General features: G+C 71.5%; 18 protein-coding genes. 10 read left to right on the top strand and 8 right to left on the bottom strand.

The features are described 5' to 3' along the window. The first annotated feature begins 9 nt into the window (after window positions 1-9). From ACZ5SK_RS29765 to ACZ5SK_RS29755, 3 genes are all read left to right on the top strand, one after another. Window positions 10-1,011 carry a ketoacyl-ACP synthase III gene (locus tag ACZ5SK_RS29765; RefSeq protein ID WP_319672869.1) on the top strand — a complete coding sequence of 334 codons (1,002 nt, stop codon included), beginning with the start codon at window positions 10-12 and terminating at the stop codon, window positions 1,009-1,011. Between the two features lie 80 nt (window positions 1,012-1,091). Then, window positions 1,092-1,340: an acyl carrier protein gene (locus ACZ5SK_RS29760; protein WP_057583001.1), complete on the top strand. Its 249-nt coding sequence runs from the start codon at window positions 1,092-1,094 to the stop codon at window positions 1,338-1,340. Window positions 1,341-1,419: 79 nt separating this feature from the next. Further along, window positions 1,420-2,700 carry a beta-ketoacyl-[acyl-carrier-protein] synthase family protein gene (locus ACZ5SK_RS29755; protein WP_468576712.1) on the top strand — a complete coding sequence of 427 codons (1,281 nt, stop codon included), beginning with the start codon at window positions 1,420-1,422 and terminating at the stop codon, window positions 2,698-2,700. Window positions 2,701-2,790: 90 nt separating this feature from the next. On the opposite strand, the gene ACZ5SK_RS29750 is transcribed toward ACZ5SK_RS29755, so the two are convergent. After that, window positions 2,791-3,285, bottom strand: coding sequence for a DUF3145 domain-containing protein (locus ACZ5SK_RS29750; protein ID WP_079662606.1), 495 nt, complete (start codon window positions 3,283-3,285; stop codon window positions 2,791-2,793). A 262-nt stretch (window positions 3,286-3,547) separates the two neighbouring features. On the opposite strand from ACZ5SK_RS29750, the gene ACZ5SK_RS29745 reads away from it, so the two are divergent. Together ACZ5SK_RS29745 and ACZ5SK_RS29740 are read left to right on the top strand one after the other, a co-directional pair. Beyond that, the gene (locus tag ACZ5SK_RS29745) at window positions 3,548-4,450 is read left to right on the top strand and encodes an SGNH/GDSL hydrolase family protein (RefSeq protein WP_334580446.1); all 903 of its coding nucleotides are present in this window, start codon (window positions 3,548-3,550) and stop codon (window positions 4,448-4,450) included. 37 nt (window positions 4,451-4,487) lie between these two features. Beyond that, the gene (locus ACZ5SK_RS29740) at window positions 4,488-5,465 is read left to right on the top strand and encodes an aldose epimerase family protein (protein WP_334580445.1); all 978 of its coding nucleotides are present in this window, start codon (window positions 4,488-4,490) and stop codon (window positions 5,463-5,465) included. A 123-nt stretch (window positions 5,466-5,588) separates the two neighbouring features. Here ACZ5SK_RS29740 and ACZ5SK_RS29735 read toward each other — a convergent pair whose 3' ends face one another. Then, entirely contained in the window at window positions 5,589-8,012 is a 2,424-nt protein-coding gene (locus tag ACZ5SK_RS29735) for a beta-glucosidase (RefSeq protein WP_468155614.1), read from the bottom strand. 107 nt (window positions 8,013-8,119) lie between these two features. On the opposite strand from ACZ5SK_RS29735, the gene ACZ5SK_RS29730 reads away from it, so the two are divergent. Beyond that, on the top strand, window positions 8,120-8,704 hold the full coding sequence (locus ACZ5SK_RS29730) for a TetR/AcrR family transcriptional regulator (protein WP_361703257.1): 585 nt from the start codon (window positions 8,120-8,122) through the stop codon (window positions 8,702-8,704). 234 nt (window positions 8,705-8,938) lie between these two features. Here the strand turns inward: ACZ5SK_RS29730 and ACZ5SK_RS29725 are convergent, their stop codons facing one another. Beyond that, window positions 8,939-9,076 carry a hypothetical protein gene (locus ACZ5SK_RS29725; protein ID WP_468576711.1) on the bottom strand — a complete coding sequence of 46 codons (138 nt, stop codon included), beginning with the start codon at window positions 9,074-9,076 and terminating at the stop codon, window positions 8,939-8,941. A 65-nt stretch (window positions 9,077-9,141) separates the two neighbouring features. Here ACZ5SK_RS29725 and ACZ5SK_RS29720 point away from each other — a divergent pair, with 65 nt between their 5' ends. Further along, entirely contained in the window at window positions 9,142-10,401 is a 1,260-nt protein-coding gene (locus ACZ5SK_RS29720) for a pyroglutamyl-peptidase I (RefSeq protein WP_468576710.1), read from the top strand. Window positions 10,402-10,414: 13 nt separating this feature from the next. Here ACZ5SK_RS29720 and ACZ5SK_RS29715 read toward each other — a convergent pair whose 3' ends face one another. Then, complete coding sequence (locus tag ACZ5SK_RS29715; protein ID WP_334580440.1) at window positions 10,415-11,251, bottom strand: EI24 domain-containing protein; 837 nt, start codon at window positions 11,249-11,251, stop codon at window positions 10,415-10,417. A 461-nt stretch (window positions 11,252-11,712) separates the two neighbouring features. On the opposite strand from ACZ5SK_RS29715, the gene ACZ5SK_RS29710 reads away from it, so the two are divergent. After that, window positions 11,713-12,885: a serine hydrolase domain-containing protein gene (locus tag ACZ5SK_RS29710; RefSeq protein WP_334580439.1), complete on the top strand. Its 1,173-nt coding sequence runs from the start codon at window positions 11,713-11,715 to the stop codon at window positions 12,883-12,885. Window positions 12,886-13,018: 133 nt separating this feature from the next. Here ACZ5SK_RS29710 and ACZ5SK_RS29705 read toward each other — a convergent pair whose 3' ends face one another. Next, entirely contained in the window at window positions 13,019-14,038 is a 1,020-nt protein-coding gene (locus tag ACZ5SK_RS29705) for an NADP-dependent oxidoreductase (RefSeq protein ID WP_334580437.1), read from the bottom strand. A gap of 107 nt (window positions 14,039-14,145) precedes the next feature. On the opposite strand from ACZ5SK_RS29705, the gene ACZ5SK_RS29700 reads away from it, so the two are divergent. Beyond that, on the top strand, window positions 14,146-14,592 hold the full coding sequence (locus ACZ5SK_RS29700) for a MarR family winged helix-turn-helix transcriptional regulator (protein ID WP_361703265.1): 447 nt from the start codon (window positions 14,146-14,148) through the stop codon (window positions 14,590-14,592). Window positions 14,593-14,684: 92 nt separating this feature from the next. On the opposite strand, the gene ACZ5SK_RS29695 is transcribed toward ACZ5SK_RS29700, so the two are convergent. From ACZ5SK_RS29695 to ACZ5SK_RS29685, 3 genes are read right to left on the bottom strand one after another with little or no spacing between them, the layout of a single operon-like run. Further along, on the bottom strand, window positions 14,685-14,900 hold the full coding sequence (locus ACZ5SK_RS29695; protein WP_361703268.1) for a hypothetical protein: 216 nt from the start codon (window positions 14,898-14,900) through the stop codon (window positions 14,685-14,687). Window positions 14,901-14,902: 2 nt separating this feature from the next. Beyond that, window positions 14,903-15,697, bottom strand: coding sequence for a GntR family transcriptional regulator (locus ACZ5SK_RS29690; RefSeq protein WP_334580433.1), 795 nt, complete (start codon window positions 15,695-15,697; stop codon window positions 14,903-14,905). Continuing rightward, window positions 15,694-16,236 (bottom strand): GntR family transcriptional regulator, encoded by a 543-nt coding sequence (locus ACZ5SK_RS29685; protein WP_361703270.1) that lies wholly within the window; start codon window positions 16,234-16,236, stop codon window positions 15,694-15,696. The genes ACZ5SK_RS29690 and ACZ5SK_RS29685 overlap by 4 nt, the downstream gene beginning before the upstream one ends. A 182-nt stretch (window positions 16,237-16,418) precedes the next feature. Here ACZ5SK_RS29685 and ACZ5SK_RS29680 point away from each other — a divergent pair, with 182 nt between their 5' ends. Continuing rightward, window positions 16,419-16,826 carry an ATP-binding protein gene (locus ACZ5SK_RS29680; protein ID WP_361703273.1) on the top strand — a complete coding sequence of 136 codons (408 nt, stop codon included), beginning with the start codon at window positions 16,419-16,421 and terminating at the stop codon, window positions 16,824-16,826. Window positions 16,827-16,927 lie beyond the last annotated feature (101 nt).

The raw sequence follows: 16,927 nt of genomic DNA, 5'->3' as shown, positions 1-16,927 counted from the left end.
GGAGCCCTGATGGCGAAGATCAAGCCCAGCAAGGGCGCCCCGTACGCGCGCATCCTCGGCGTGGGCGGCTACCGGCCCACCCGGGTCGTGCCCAACGAGGTGATCCTGGAGACGATCGACTCCTCCGACGAGTGGATCCGCTCGCGCTCCGGCATCGAGACCCGGCACTGGGCGAACGACGAGGAGACCGTCGCGGCCATGTCGGTCGAGGCGTCCGGCAAGGCGATCGCCGACGCCGGGATCACCGCCGCGCAGATCGGCGCGGTGGTCGTGTCGACCGTCTCGCACTTCAAGCAGACCCCGGCCGTGGCCACCGAGATCGCCGACAAGCTCGGCACGGACAAGGCCGCCGCGTTCGACATCTCGGCCGGCTGTGCGGGCTTCGGCTACGGCCTGACCCTCGCCAAGGGCATGGTGGTGGAGGGTTCCGCCGAGTACGTGCTGGTCATCGGCGTCGAGCGGCTGTCCGACCTGACCGACCTGGAGGACCGCGCGACGGCCTTCCTGTTCGGCGACGGCGCGGGCGCGGTCGTGGTCGGCCCGTCCAAGGAGCCGGCGATCGGCCCGACGGTCTGGGGCTCCGAGGGCGACAAGTCGGACACCATCAAGCAGACCGTGCCGTGGACGGACTACCGCGACGGCGAGGTCGCCAAGTTCCCCGCGATCACGCAGGAGGGCCAGGCGGTCTTCCGCTGGGCGGTGTTCGAGATGGCGAAGGTCGCCAAGGAGGCGCTGGACGCCGCCGGCATCACCGCCGACGAACTGGACGTCTTCATCCCGCACCAGGCCAACGAGCGGATCATCGACTCGATGGTGAAGACTCTCAAGCTGCCTCAGTCCGTCACGGTCGCCCGTGACGTGCGCACCACCGGCAACACCTCGGCCGCCTCGATCCCGCTCGCGATGGAGCGGCTCCTGGCGACCGGCGAGGCGAAGAGCGGCGACACCGCGCTCGTCATCGGATTCGGGGCGGGTCTCGTCTACGCCGCCACTGTCGTTACCCTCCCCTAGGCACTCCGTGCCGGATCATCTGGTCCGGTACGGGAAGCACCACTGCCACACCCTCTGGATATCTACGAAGGAGCGCCCACATGGCCGCCACTCAGGAAGAGATCGTCGCCGGTCTCGCCGACATCGTGAACGAGATCGCCGGCATCCCGGTTGAGGACGTCCAGCTGGACAAGTCCTTCACCGACGACCTGGACGTCGACTCGCTGTCCATGGTCGAGGTCGTCGTCGCCGCCGAAGAGCGCTTCGACGTCAAGATCCCGGACGAGGACGTCAAGAACCTCAAGACCGTCGGTGACGCGACGAGCTACATCCTCAAGCACCAGGCCTGATCAGCCGATCCCTGGGCTGAACTGCCCCGCCACCCGGCGGTGGCGCCGTTGAATCCTCGCAATGTTGGAGAAAGAATCCGTGAGCCCGACCAATCGCACCGTGGTCGTCACCGGTATCGGCGCAACCACACCGCTGGGTGGCGACGCAGCCTCGACCTGGGAGGGTCTGGTCGCCGGCAAGTCCGGTGTCAAGGCCCTGGAGCAGGAGTGGGCGGCCGAGCAGGCCGTCCGTATCGCGGCCCCGGTCGCGGTGGAGCCTCTTGAGGTCATTCCGCGGCCGCAGGCCCGCAAGCTGGACCGCTCGGCGCAGTTCGCGCTGATCGCGGCCCAGGAAGCGTGGAAGGACGCCGGTTTCGTCGGCAAGGCCGGCGAGGCGGGCAGCGAGGGCGACGTCGACGCCGACCGGCTCGGCGCGGTCATCGCCTCCGGCATCGGCGGCGTGACCACCCTCCTCGACCAGTACGACGTGCTGAAGGAGAAGGGCGTCCGCCGCGTCTCCCCGCACACCGTGCCCATGCTGATGCCGAACAGCCCCTCCGCCAACGTGGGTCTGCTCGTGGGCGCCCGCGCGGGCGTGCACACGCCGGTCTCGGCGTGCGCGTCGGGCGCGGAGGCCATCGGCTACGCCATCGAGATGATCCGCACCGGCCGCGCCGACATCGTCGTCGCCGGCGGCACGGAGGCGGCGATCCACCCGCTGCCCATCGCCGCGTTCGGCAACATGATGGCGATGTCCAAGAACAACGACGACCCGCAGGGCGCCTCGCGTCCCTACGACGTCGCCCGTGACGGCTTCGTCCTCGGCGAGGGCGCCGGCGTGATCGTCCTGGAGTCCGCCGAGCACGCCGCCAGGCGCGGTGCGCGGGTGTACGCCGAGGCGGTCGGCCAGGGGATCTCCGCCGACGCGCACGACATCGTGCAGCCGGAGCCCGAGGGCCGCGGCATCTCGCACGCCCTGCAGAACCTGCTGGACAACACCGACCTGAACCTGGCGGAGATCGTGCACGTCAACGCGCACGCGACGTCGACGCCGGCCGGTGACGTGGCGGAACTGAAGGCGCTGCGCAAGGTGTTCGGCGACGACGCCGACCACATGGCGGTCTCCGCCACCAAGTCGATGACGGGTCACCTGCTGGGCGGCGCGGGCGGTGTCGAGTCCGTCGCGACGATCCTCGCGCTGTACCACCGCATCGCCCCGCCGACCATCAACGTCGAGAACCTCGACCCCGAGGCCGAGGCCAACGCGGACATCGTGCGCGGCGAGGCCCGCAAGCTGCCCGTCGAGGGCCGTATCGCCGCCCTGAACGACTCGTTCGGGTTCGGCGGCCACAACGTCGTCCTGGCGTTCCGCTCGGTCTGAAAAGCGCCTGTACGCAACTGAAGGGCCCCCACCGGCCGGTGGGGGCCCTTCACCTGTCCGGAACGTGTCCGCGTACTCGGACCGCCTGACTCAGACGACCTGGTGCAGCCAGCGCACCGGTGCTCCCTCGCCCGCGTACCTGAACGGCTCGAGTTCGTCGTCCCACGGCTTGCCCAGGAGTTTGGAGAGTTCGCTCTCCAGGTCCGTCTCGCCGCGCCTGCTGCGCAGCAGGGCCGCGCGCAGCCGGTCCTCCGGGATCAGGATGTCGCCGTGGATGCCGGTGACCGCGTGGAAGATGCCGAGGTCGGGGGTGCAGCTGTAGCGCTCGCCCTCGGCGGTGGCGCAGGGTTCGGCGGTGACCTCGAAGCGCAGCAGGTGCCAGCCTCTCAGCGCCGACGCCAGCTTGGACGCCGTGCCGGCCTCGCCCTTGAAGGAGAACTCCGAGCGCCAGGTGCCGGGCGCGGCGGGCTGCCGGATCCAGTCGAGGCTGACGCGCGTGCCGAGCACCCCGGCCACCGCCCACTCGACGTGCGGGCACAGCGCGCGCGGCGCGGAGTGCACGTACAGAACTCCACGTGTCGTCACCGGGACCTCCGGGCAGAGCGGGACAGTCTTGCAGGCTGGCGTGGCGGCGGTGGCGGGCAGCCGCGTTGATGGCGAGGCTACCCTGCGGCGGCGCAAGGAGTGTGACGTACCGTCGGTCCCAGTGCCGTGAAACCACCGCCATTCACTCGGCAGGACGCCTGTACGGGCGGGAAGCGTTCCATCTTGTGGGTGGTGATTCGACGGGAACTCCCGCGCGTTGTCATAGGGGGCGTTGTTCGAGGAGCGAGGGGAACACCAGCGGATGCGAAAGCGATACCGGCACACGCGGGCCGTGCTCGCGGGCACGACGGCGGCCGTACTGGGCCTGGCCGGATGTGACGCTCTGGGGGGCGGCGACAGCCCCACCCCGTCGGGCACGCAGGCGCGGCAGGCGAAGCCGTCGCCGTCGCCGGCCTCGGTGTGGGACTCCAGCCCCGACTCGGTCGCGGCGGTGGGCGACTCGGTCACCCGCGGCTTCGACGCGTGTACGGTCCTCGCGGACTGCCCCGAGGTGTCCTGGGCGACGGGCAGCAGCGCCGAGGTCAACAGTCTCGCCGTACGCCTGCTGGGCGCGGCGAAGGCGGCCACGCACAGTTGGAACCACGCCTCCAGCGGGGCGCGGATGGCGGACCTGCCGGCCCAGATGACGCAGGCGGCGGCCGACAAGCCGCAGTTGGTGACGGTGATGGCGGGCGCGAACGACGCCTGCCGGGACTCCACTCGGGCAATGACGTCGGTGGCCGACTTCCGGGCCCAGTTCGAGGACGCGATGAGCACGCTGCGCCGCGCACTGCCGAAGACGCAGGTGTATGTGGCGAGCGTGCCGAACCTGAAGCGGCTGTGGTCGCAGGGGCGGACGAACGCGCTGGGCAAGCAGATCTGGAAGCTGGGCATCTGCCCGTCGATGCTGGGCGACGCGGACGCGCTGGACTCGGCGGCGACACTGCGGCGGGACACCGTGCAGAAGCGGGTGGAGGACTACAACACGGTGCTCAAGGAGGTCTGCGCGAAGGACGTGCGGTGCCGGTTCGACGGCGGCGCGGTGTACGACTACCGGTTCGGCACGGATCAGTTGAGCCACTGGGACTGGTTCCATCCGAGCAAGAACGGGCAGGCGCGGCTCGCGGAGATCGCCTACCGCGCAGTGACGGCGAAGGCTTCGTAGCGGGGCTCCGGAGGCCCGGTGACTTAGGGTTTCGCTCATGAGCGAACACTTCGGAACACTTTCCGACGGCACTCCGGTGCACCGCTGGACCCTGGAGCGGGCGGGCACGCGGGTGCGCGTCCTGTCGTACGGCGGAATCGTGCAGTCCGTGGACGTTCCGGACCGGGACGGCCGGACGGCGAACGTGGTGTTGGGCTTCGCCGACCTGGACGGCTATCTCACGCATCCGGAGCCCTATCTCGGCGCGCTGATCGGGCGGTACGCCAACCGGATCGCGCACGCCCGCTTCCCGCTGGACGCGGTGACGTACGCGCTGGAGCCCAACAACGCGCCGGGCTCCCTGCACGGCGGCGCACGGGGCTTCGACAAGCGGGTGTGGGACGTGGAGCCGGTGGAGCACGGGGTGCGACTGAGCCGGGTCAGCCCGCACGGCGAGGAGGGTTTCCCGGGGCGTCTCAAGGTCTCGGCGACGTACACCCTCGACGCGTCGGGGGCGCTGCGGTTCGTGTACGAGGCGGTCACGGACGCGCCGACGGTGGTGAACCTGACCAACCACAGCTACTTCAACCTGGGCGGGCCGGGCAGCGGGGACGCCACCGGCCATGAACTGCGGCTGGCGGCCTCCCGGTACACGCCGGTCGACGCCGACCTCATCCCGACCGGGGAACTCGCGCCGGTCGAGGGCAGCCCCCACGACTTCCGCACGGCCCGCAAGACCGGGTCCGGCTACGACCACAACTTCGTGCTCGACAAGGGCGTCACCGACGCGCCGGAGGAGGTGGCCGAGCTGCACGATCCGGCGACCGGGCGGGTGCTGACGGTGTCGACGACCGAGCCGGGGCTGCAGGTGTACACCGCGGACCACCTCGGCGAGCCGTTCGTGCCCTGCGAGGGCGTGGCGCTGGAGACCCAGCACTTCCCCGACTCGCCGAACCGGCCGGAGTTCCCGAGCACGGTGCTGCGGCCGGGAGACGTGTACCGCTCGGAGACGGTGTACGGCTTCTCGGTCCGTTAGCGAAAACCCGTAGCGAACAAGACGCAGAAAGCAAGACGCAGAAAAGGACGGAGAAAAAGATGTTGCCCCGGTCCGGGGGTCAGGTCCCGGACCGGGGCTGTTCGTGGGGCGACGAGCGCCTGATCACACGGTAATCGTCGCGGTGATCCTGCGGTCCGCGATCGAGCGGCCCACCTGGATTTCGTACGAACCTTTCACAAAGGACCACCGGTGGTCCGCCTCGTCCCATACCTCGAAGGCACGGTCGCGGATGTCCACGGTGACCTCGGTGCTCTCCCCCGGGCCGGCCTCCACGGCGGCGAAGCCGGCCAGCCAGCGGGCCGGACGGTCGGGCGCGGGGGCCGTGCCGGTGGGCGCGAGGTAGACCTGCACGACCTCCCGGCCCGGCCGCTCGCCGGTGTTGCGCAGACGCACCGTGATCGTGGAGCCCGCGATGTCGACCGACTCGTACGTCCAGTCGGTGTAGCCGAGACCGTGCCCGAAGGGGTACGAGGGGGTCCTGCCCTCCTTCTCCCAGGCGCGGTAGCCGATGAAGACGCCCTCGGTGTACGGGAGTTCGCCGTCCACCGGGGTGACCTGGGTGACGGGGGCGTCGGTGAGGGAGCCCCAGGTGGTGGGGAGCCGGCCGCCGGGTTCGTGGGCGCCGGTCAGCACGTCCGCCAGGGCCGCGCCGCCTTCCTGGCCGGGGAACCAGGTGAGCAGGACGGCCGCGACGTCCTCGCGCCACGGCAGCTCCACCGGGGAGCCGGCGTTGACGACCACGACGGTGTTCGGGTTGGCGGCGGCGACGGCGCGGACGAGGTCGTCCTGCCGACCGGGCAGGCGCAGGTCCTTGCGGTCGAAGCCCTCGGACTCGACGCGGTCGGTGGTGGCGACCACGACGACGGCGGTGTCCGCGGCCCTGGCCGCCTCGACCGCCTCGGCGATCAGCTCGTCGGCGTCGCGCTGCGGCTCCAGATGGGCGAGCGCGAAGGCGACGACCTTGAGGGGGAACTCCTCGGGGACCGCGTAGACATGGGTGAGGGAGACCTCGACCGGTTCGCCGGCGGTCAGCTCGGGATGTGCGTGGGGCACCGGGGAGCCGAAGAACGCCTCGAAGGGGTCGGTGTCGTCGGCGGGGAGCTGGACGTCGTCGAAGTACGTCGTTCCGGCGACGGCGAGCCGGAAGGCGCCGGCGCCCTTGACGCCGAAGGTGTGCGGGCCGGTGTCGCGCGGGGTGAACGTGCCGGTCAGCTCGACGGTGTGGAGGCGTTCGTGAGTGACGCCCTCGGGGAGGTCCGCGCCCATCCACTGGATCTGGCCGCCCGGCGCGGAACCCGTTCCGAGGATGTTTCCGTCCACGTCCCGGCAGACGGCCCGCAGCGCGAAGCCCTTGTCGGCGACCGCGAGTTCCGTGGTGGGGTCGGCGCCGACGGCGTAGGTGAGGGCGCCGTCGGGGAGGGCGGCGGTGAGGCCGTCGAGCGGGGAGACCGTGCGGGCGGGGAAGACGGTGGCGGAGCCGCCGCCGAGGACCCGGGCGTCGCGGGCGGCCGCGCCGATGAGGGCGACGGTGCCGTTCGGCCGCAGCGGGAGTGTCTCGTGCTCGTTGCGGACCAGGACGAAGGAGCGGCGGGCCAGTTCACGCGCCAGGGCCTCGCCGTCGACGGGGGCGGGCGGTTCGGCGACGGCCGGGGCGACGTCCGCGAGAGCGCCGACGCGGGCCGCCAGCAGCAGGACGCGGCGTACGGCCTCGTCGACCTCGGACTCCTCGACCTGGCCGTCGCGGACGGCTTGGGCGAGGGCCTCGCCGTAGACGGTCCGCGGGCCCGGCATGGCGACGTCGAGGCCGCCCTTCAGGGCGCCGACCGTGTCCCGGGCGGCCATCCAGTCGGAGACGTTGAAGCCGTCGAAGCCCCACTCGCCGCGCAGGACCTCGTTCACCAGGCGGTGGTGCTCGGTCATCGTCGTGCCGTTGACCGTGTTGTAGGCGGTCATGATGCCCCACGGGCGGGCGTTCTCGACGACGGCCTCGAAGGGGGCGAGATACAGCTCGCGCAGGGCGCGCTCGCCGACCAGGTTGTCCACGGTGAAGCGGTCGGTCTCGGCGTCGTTGGCGACGAAGTGCTTGACGGTGGTGCCGACGCCGCCTTCCTGCACGCCCGTCACGTAACCGGTTGCGATACGGCCGGTCAGGTACGGGTCCTCGCTGTACGCCTCGAAGTGCCGGCCGCCCAGCGGGGAGCGGTGCAGGTTGACGGTGGGGGCGAGCAGGACGTCGACGCCCTTGCGGCGGGCCTCCTGGGCGAGAAGGGTCCCGGCGCGGCGGGCGAGCTCCGGGTCCCAGGCGGCGGCCAGCGCGGTCGGGGAGGGCAGGGCGACGGAGGGGTCGTCGGCGGTCCAGCGCACGCCCCGGACGCCGATCGGTCCGTCGGACATGACGAGGGACCTCAGGCCGATCTCCGGCAGGGCGGGCAGCGACCACATGTCCTGGCCGGCCAGCAGCCGGGTCTTGGCGTCCAGGTCGAGCTTGCCGAGGGCCGCCTCGACGGCCGCTCCGGTTTCCGCCATGGCGGGGCCTCCTCGTTGCGCGCAGCTTTCCTTGCGTGCCCCATCGTGCACGAGTCACCTGTAGGGCGGTAAGTTTCGTTATCCTGTCGTTATATTTCCTGGTTCGGATGCCGTACCGTGACGGCATGAGCGCCAGGACGACCAGGAGCGAGGAGCGGCGGGCCGAGATCGTTCGGGCGGCCCTGGAGGTGATCGCCGAGCGCGGTTACCGGGGAGCGAGCCTGGCGGCGGTCGCCGAGCGGGTCGGGCTGACCCAGCAGGGGCTGCTGCACCACTTCCCGACGAAGGACGCGCTGCTGGTGGCGGTGCTCCAGGAACGCGACCAGTGGGACGCGGTTCCTGCCGCGCAGTGGCGGGTGGATCTGCTGGCCTCGCTGGTCGAGTACAACGCGATGCGGCCCGGCATCATCCAGACCTTCTCGGCGCTGCTCGGCGAGAGCGTCACGGAGGGGCATCCGGCGCGGGAGTACTTCACGGAGCGGTACCGGCAGGGCCGGGCGAACATGACGGCGGTGCTGCGCGCCGAGTACGGCGAGCGGCTGCCGAACGGGCTGACGCCGGAGCGGACGGCCCCTCTCCTCCTCGCGGTGATGGACGGCCTTCAGTACCAGTGGCTGCTGGACCGGGAGTCGGTGGACATGCCGGCCGCGTTCCGCGACTTCCTGCACCTGCTGGGCGAGCAACTCCACTGACGGCCGGCCCGAACCGCCGGACCGCTGGGTGCTCGACGAGGGCGCTCCGGCGCGGGCGGTGTACGCGGCGACGGACGGGGCCGCTCGTCGACTCCGGCGGTGGAGGCGTTCGTCGTCGCCCTGCGGGAGGCGGCCGGCCGGGTTCCGCGGTAGGTACCGGTACTCAGGCGTCCGGCCGGGAGCGATCGTGGGGTACGGGTGGCCGTCGGTCGGCATGACCGGCTGGGCGGCGGGTCACGGCGACGAGCCGGCCGAGCCGCCGTCGACCGAACCGGGCACGGCCTGCGGCCTGGTGGTGGCCATCGGCGTGGTGCGGTGGCCGACCCGGGCCTCACAACCGTCACACGCCATGGCGTGGACCACTTCCGTCACGCGATACTGCCGCCGTTCGGCATGACGCTCCACGCTCCCCACGGCGACGGAAGGACTGAACACCCTTGAGTTCTCTACGTGTTCGGATCGGCATCCTCGGACTGGCCCTGCTGGCGGGGCTCGCGGCCCCCACCATCCCGGCGGCGGCCGAGACCGCCCCCTCGCCCACCGTGGAGGAACAGCGGCTCGACCGGGCCGTGCCCCAGGAGATACTCGAACGCTCCGGATTCGACACCGTGGCACCCGAGTTCACCCGGGCGCTCGGCGCCGCGCACTCCTACGCCGAGGCCCGCCGGGTCGTCGCACGGCAGGGCGCGGCCCTGTGGCGGCGGGCCGTCGACCGGGCGCAGGGACGGGGGCCGGCCGACGGCGACCTCAGCCGGGACGACGACCGGCCGCTGTACTGGGCGCGTCTCGGTATGGCACGGGAAGTCCGCACCTGGGAACCGAAGTTCGTGCTGACGGCGGCCCAACGCGCCGCGCTGCTCGACCGGTTGGAGCAGACCTCGCGCGGACAGAGCGACATCCGCTACCCACGGCAGCACACCAAGGGCCTCAAGCGGGTGCTGGTCACCGGCTTCGACCCGTTCACCCTGGACCGGGACATCCGCATCTCCAACCCGTCCGGGGCGACGGCTCTCGCCCTCGACGGCACGGTGATCCGGACCGCGGACGGGCCCGTGCGGGTCGAGACCGCCGTCTTCCCCGTGCGCTGGCAGGACTTCGCCGAGGGCACCGTGGAGCGCGCCCTGCGGCCTTATCTCCCGCAGGTCGACCTGTTCACGACCGTCAGTCAGGGCCGTGTCGGCCGCTTCGACGTGGAGCGCACCAACGGCGCCTGGCGCGGCGGCTTCGCCGACAACAACGTCATCGGCCGCACGGAGACGATCCCGGTCGCCGACCCCGCCTCACAGCCGCAGTGGACGACCACGACCCTGCCGTACACGGCGATCGTGGCCGCGGACACCGGCCGGTTCCCGGTCTACGACAACACGAGCGTCACCGAGATCCCGGCGGGCGGCACCGCCCCCGTCGTCCGGCCGGACGGACCGACGGCGGGGTCGACCGCCCGGGCCGGGGGCGGCGGCGACTACCTCTCCAACGAGATCGCCTACCGGGCCACCCTGCTGCGCGACCGGCTGGGCCTGCACGACCGCCTGCCGGGCGGACATGTGCACACGCCGGTACTTCAGTTCGCGGCCGGCAACACCGATCCGGCGACCGGCACGGTGACCGATCCGGAGTTCGTGCGCAACCGGCTGGACATCATCGCCCAGGCACGAGCGATCCTGACGACGGCGGTCACCGCATCACAGCGCGGCTGACGCCACCCGGGCGTCAAGCGCCGGACGGGCCGGCCGTGGCCGAGGCTTCCGCCTCGTCTGCATCGTCCGCCTCGCCTGCATCGCCTGCCTCGTCGGGCGCGGCGGTTTCCTCGTTCAGCAGGTCGCGGGCCAGGAGGGTTGCGCCCGCGACCGCGCCCGGCATCAGGAACACCGCGACGAAGGGGACCAGGAAGGCCAGGCCCAGGGGGGTGCCGAAGCCCCAGACCAGGGTTTTGCGGGAGCGGAGCAGGGTGAGGCGGGCGCGCAGGTCGACGTTCCGGCGCTGGAGGGCGACGGCGGTGAGTTCCTCGGTGAGGAAGAAGCCGGTGACGAAGAACCCGAGCACCGGGACGACCGTCTGTCCGGCGACCGGAATGAACCCGAGGGCGAACAGCAGCACGCCCCACAGCAGGGCGCGGACCAGGATGCGCAGGCTGTCGCGGGCGGAGATCCACAGTTCGCGCCAGAGCGGCAGCCCGGACTCGGGGGACGTGCCATCGGGCGAGACGTCCCGGTCGACCTTCTCGGAGAGGTTCTCGTAGAAGGGCTGGCCGACGAGGAGGGTGACGGCGGTGAAGGTGAGGACGGCGAGGAGGAGGGCGAGGGCGAACAGCACGACGGTGAGGAGGCCCCGGAAGAGGCCCTGCCAGGGGCTTGACCAGTCGTCGGCGAAGGGCGTCGCCCAGCCCACGAAGTCCTCGCCCCACACCGCGAGCGCCACCAGGGCCGCCGCGTAGAGGACGAGGGTGATCAGGCCGGGGACCAGCCCCCACCCGTACTGCCTGCCGTGCCGGGCCACCCATCGCTGGCCCTCCAGGAGGTACTTGAAACCCACCCCGAGATCGCGCATGGCCGAAACTTTACCCCGGGGGCCGCCGCGCCCGGTCTCCGCCGCGGTCCTCGACGGGCCGCCGCCCTCAAACGCCGTACGGGCGGCGGGACTTGCAGATCCTCCTAGGCCATCCGGGGTATCGGTGACACCAACGCCGTCTTGTTGCAGTTGAGTCGAACAGGTACACCTCGCCGTACCGATCTCCGGAAGCAACGATCGCGGCAAGTCCAGAGGAGGTACACGTGCGCACCACGAGCACCTACCCTGCCCGACCCGCCGTCGCGGGCAACGGCGTGGTGCGGGTGGTCGGCTTCCGCCGCGGCCGGGCAGGCGTCGGCCGTGAGCGGGCCGCATGCTGTCCTGTTCGGCGCAAAACCTCTCTTCCGGGACCATCCCAAGGGAGAGTTTCCGCAGGTCGCACAGGCATTGATCACCATGGCACAGGCACACGCGAGCAGCGGGCCGGTTGAGGAGAGCGGATGACTCGGTTGCATCGGACGGCGAAGGAGATCCACGGCACCGTCGCCGACGGTTACGAAACGGTGCGGGAGGAGTTCGCCGCGTTCGTCGCGGAGGAACAGCCCGACTACGAGGGCCAGTTGTGCGCGTACGTGCACGGCAGGCGGGTCGTCGACCTGTGGGCGCCCGGGGACGGCGCCGGCCCCGAGTCCCTCTACGGCGTCTACTCGTCGACCAAGGGCGCCGCCCATCTGGTGGTCGCGCTGCTGGTGCAGGAGGGCACCTTGGAGCTGGACCGCAAGGTCACCTACTACTGGCCGGAGTTCGCCGCCGAGGGCAAGGGCGCGCTGACCCTGCGCGAGCTGCTCGCGCACCGGGCCGGGGTGATCGGCACCGACGGCGGGTTCTCGCCGCAGGAGCTGGCCGACGACCGGCAGATCGCCGAACGCCTCGCCGACCAGCGCCCGTTCTGGCGTCCGGGCACCGCCTTCGGCTACCACGCGCTGGTCATCGGGGCGCTCACCGGCGAGGTCGTCCGGCGGGCCACCGGCCGCACGCTCCAGGAGGTGTACGAGGAGCGGGTGCGCGTCGCGTACGGGCTGGACTTCTTCCTGGGGCTGCCGGCGGTGCACGAGCCGCGTTTTCGCACCGCGCAGCCGATGGCGCCGACCGCCGAGCAGCGGGCGCTGCTGGACTCCCAGACCACCGGGCCGCACACCCTCGCCGCGATCGCCTCCAACCGTCACACCGCCGAGCCGACCGACCTGGAACTCCTGCCGAACGACCCGCTGATCCGAGCCAAGGGGCCGGCCTCGGTGGGCGGGGTCGCCTCGGCGCGCGGGCTGGCCGGGATGTACGCGGCGGCGATCAGCGAGGTCGACGGGAAGGCGCCGCTGCTGAAGGAGGACACGGCGGCGGAGTTCGGGCAGCTGCACTCCGTGGGCTACGACGTGGTGGCGCGCACCCACAAGGCGTTCGGTCTTGGCTTCCAGGCCACCGCGGACGCCTGGCACCCGTTCCTGGGCGCCGGGGCGTTCGGGCACGCCGGGGCGGGCGGCTGCCAGGCGTTCGCGGACCCGCGCAGCGGGCTCGCCTACGGCTACACGCGGCGCCGGTTCGCGTTCCCCGGCGGGGCGGCGCCGGAGAACGACCGGCTTGCGGGGGCCGTCCACCGGGCGGCGCTGGCGCACTGACCGCTGAGCGCACACCGCGGGCACCGCGGGCGCTGAGCCCGCGGAGACACCGATGAAGGCCGCGCCCCACGTCCAGGGGTGCGGCCTTCGGCGTGTGCGGGCTCGTCGGGTGCGAGCGAGCGCGGGACGACGGTCAGAGCTTGACGATCATCTTTCCGGTGTTGTCGCCGCGCAGGACCCCGAGGAACGCCTCCAGGTTGTTCTCGATGCCCTCGACGACCGTCTCGCGGTACTTGAGCTCGCCGGAGCGGACCCAGGGGCCGACCTCCTGGACGAACTGCGGCTGGAGGTCGTAGTGGTCGCCGACCAGGAGGCCCTCGATGCGGCCTCGGGTCTGGATGAGACGGGCGAGGTTCTTCGGGCCGGGGGCGGGCTCGGTGTTGTTGTAGACGGAGATCATGCCGCAGATGGCGATGCGGCCGTGCAGGTTGAGGGAGCCGATGGCGGCCTCGAGGTGGTCGCCGCCGACGTTGTCGAAGTAGACGTCGATGCCGTCCGGGGCGGCGGTGCGCAGCTGCTCGGCGACGGGGCCGTTCTTGTAGTTGAAGGCCGCGTCGAAGCCGTACTCCTCGACGAGGAGCTTGACCTTGTCGTCGGAGCCGGCCGAGCCGATGACCCGGGAGGCGCCCTTGAGCTTGGCGATCTGGCCGACCTGGCTGCCGACGGCGCCGGCCGCGCCGGACACGAAGACGGAGTCGCCCTCCTTGAAGGAGGCGGTGCGCAGCAGACCGGCGTAGGCGGTGAGGCCCGTCATGCCGAGGACGCCGAGGTAGGTGGACAGGGGCGCGGCCTCGGGGTCGACCTTGACGGCCTGCTTGGCGTCGAAGGTGGCGTACTCGCGCCAGCCGCCGAAGTGCAGGACGTGGTCGCCGGCCGCGATGCCGTCGGCGTTGGAGGCGACGACCTCGCCGACCGCGCCGCCCTGCATGGCCTTGCCCAGCTCGTAGGGGGCGGTGTACGACTTGGCGCTGCTCATGCGGCCGCGCATGTACGGGTCGACGGAGACGTACGCGTTGCGCACCAGCACCTCACCCGGGCCGGGCTGCCGGATGTCCGCCTCGGCCAGCTCGAAGTCCTCGGGCTTCGGCCAGCCGACGGGACGGCTGAGCAGACGCCACTCGCGGCTGGTGGTGGGGAGGGCGGAGTCGGTCATGAGGGGGCTGCCTTTCACATGTCGCACGCTTACAGATGCTTCACTACCTGAAACAACTATGCCAATGAATATTTCATGTTGTCAAGTAAACCGGGTACCCTGAAACCATGGCCACCTCACATCCGACTTCCCCGAGTCCCCGTCCCGACGCGCTGACCATGGAGGTCGTCGAGCTGATCGGCGAGGTCGTGGCCCGTTTCCACGAGGACTACGAGGAAGCCGCCGGCGGTCACGCCCTCACCGGCGCGCAGGCCCGGCTGCTGAGTCTGCTCTCGCGGGAGCCGCTTCCCATGCGCAAGCTGGCGCAGAAGCTGAAGTGCGAGCCGTCCAACGTGACCGGCATCGTCGACCGGCTGGAGTCCCGCGGCCTGGTCGAGCGGCGTCCCGATCCGGCCGACCGGCGCGTGAAGCTGGCGGCGGCGACGGACGAGGGCCGGCGGATCGCCAGGGGACTGCGCGAATCGCTGCGGTTCGCCCGGGAGCCGCTGGCGGGGCTGGGCGAGGAGGAGCGGGTGCTGCTGCGGGGGATGCTCCAGCGGATGCTGGAGGCGTAAGCGCGTAATCGCGTAATGCGTAATCGCGTAAGCGCGTAATGCGTAATCGCATAAGAGGCGTGAGCCGCGGGCCCCGGCCCGTGGGCCGCGCCTCAGTTGTCCGAGCCCGAGTCCCCGCCCGAGTCCGAGACCGTGTCCCCGCTCGACGACTTCCGGTTCTTGCTGGTCAACGCGCCGGCCACCGTGCCCATCGCGAGAGTCGCCGCCGACACGACGCGGGCCCAGCGCGGAGCGTCACCTCGGGCCGTCCACCAGACGCAGGCGCAGCCGCCCAGGACGAGCACGAGCACCCCCACAAGAACGAGCACGATCACGCCTCTCCCCCTCTTTCACCGGTGAACTCGTACTGCAACTCGTAGAGATGACCCGCCTTCACCATCACGGTGACTTCGACGGGACGGTCGTCGTCGCTGTGGACGACCCGCAGTGTACGCAGCACCGGCATGCTGCTGGTGAGGTGAAGGGCCTGGTACTGCCGCTGGGTGGGGACGCGGGCGGAGACACGGTCCGTGCTGCGGCGGGGCGGGTGACCGAGGTCGGTCAGCAGGGCGGGGGTGCCGCCCTTGATACGGCGGCGCTCGGCGAGGGGTGTGCCGCGGGCGATGTCCAACGGGTAGTAGGACTCGACGAGTTCGGCGGGTTCGTCGTCCACGAGGAGGATCTGGCCGCGCAGCACGGCCAGGCCGTCGGCTGGGAGGCCGAGGGCGGCGCGGACGTCGGCGGGCGGGCAGGTCTCCGTGACGTCGAGGAGCTCGGTACGGGCGTGCGTGCCGTGCTTGGCGGCCTCGGCGAGCCAGCGGTAGGGCGTTCCGGGACCGCCCGGAATCATCAGGGCGGCCGGCCGGACGGTGCGCTGGCGATGCTCGCGGACGGTGACGGCGGCGCCCGCCCTGCCGACCACCAGGCGTTCGTCCTTGAGGAGTTGCAGGGCCTTCTGGACCGTCGCGCCGGACGCCTCGAAGCGTTCCTTGAGCTGGGCGGTCGTGGGCAGGTTGGCGCCGGGGGCGAGCTCTCCGCTCATGATGTCGTCGCGCAGATCGGCCGCGATCCGCTCGTGCAGGGATCGGCGGTCGACGGCTTCCGGTTCTGCCTTGGGCACGGTCATCCGATCCTGATCTGGTAGCGCAGCCTCTGCCGTAGGGCAGGCATCACCATACGGTCGACCTGGATCGGCCGGTCGTCGCGGTCCAGCGTGAGCCGGACGAGCCGCAGGACGGGCTCCTCGCGGGCGGTTCCCAGGGCCTGACGCTCCTGCTCGTCGGGCATCCCGGCCGTCACGTCCTCCCGGACGAGGACGCCGACGTGGCCGAGTTCGGCGAGCAGCGCGAGGGCGCCGCCGGGGATCTTGGCGGTGCCGGCGAGCCGGGTGCCGGCGGCTATGGCCACCGGGTAGTAGGTGTCGGTCAGTTCGCTGGGCTCGTCGTCGAGGAGGATCAGACGCCGGCGCACGACGACCGGCTCGCCTTCCGGGACGTCGAACAGCGCCGCCACGTCCGCGGGGGCGGGCACCTCGCCGGCGTGCACGATGCGCTGGGTGCCGCGCCGGCCCCGGGCCGCGGCCTCGGCCGCCCAGGGGTCGCCCTGCCCCGTCCCCCGCGGCGTCAGATACGGCAACGACGTACTGACCCAACCGCTCGCACCCACGACGTCCTCCTGTTACGGCCGACCGTTCTTCCGACCCTGCCGCCCTACACGGTAGGCGACCCGCCTCATCCGTAGACCGCCACCCCGAGCCACCCTCAGCTACCCTGCACCACCTTGTTGCCTTTCGCGAATAACAGTAAGGTATCGCCGCAGGACGCCCCAGAACCACCGGAGGTGCCCCCGTGCCCTTGTCACGGCAACGTCGTTTTCCCCGCTCGCGCGCCTCGGTACGGGCCGCCCGCACCTTCGTCCACCAGGTCCTCACCGACTGGGGCCGCGTCGACCGGCTGGACGACATAAAGCTGTGCGCGTCGGAACTCGCCACGAACGCCCTGCTGCACGGCGTCCCTCCGGGTCGGCAGTACTGCGTGACCCTCACCCTCGACGGCCCGCTGATCCGCCTGTCGGTGCGTGACACCGGAGACCATCCCGCGCCCTCGCCCCCGCCGAACCCGGACGCCTGCTCGGGCCGCGGTCTGCACCTGGTCCGCGAACTGGCGGACGACCTGGGTGTCACCGAGCACGCCATCGGCAAGACCGTGTGGGTCGCCTTCAAGTCGGACGGCCGATCCGGAACGTCCCGACCCTGAACGTGCGGACCCGGCACCTCCTGCCCCCGCACCTCCGGACCCGGCACCTCCGGACCCGGCACCTCCGGACCCCGCATCTCCTGCCCCCGCACGCCGCGACC

This window comes from Streptomyces sp. NPDC031474 (assembly GCF_055581185.1).
The sequence above is the reverse complement of the archived record's forward strand: the minus strand, read 5'-3'. Positions and strand labels throughout refer to the sequence as shown.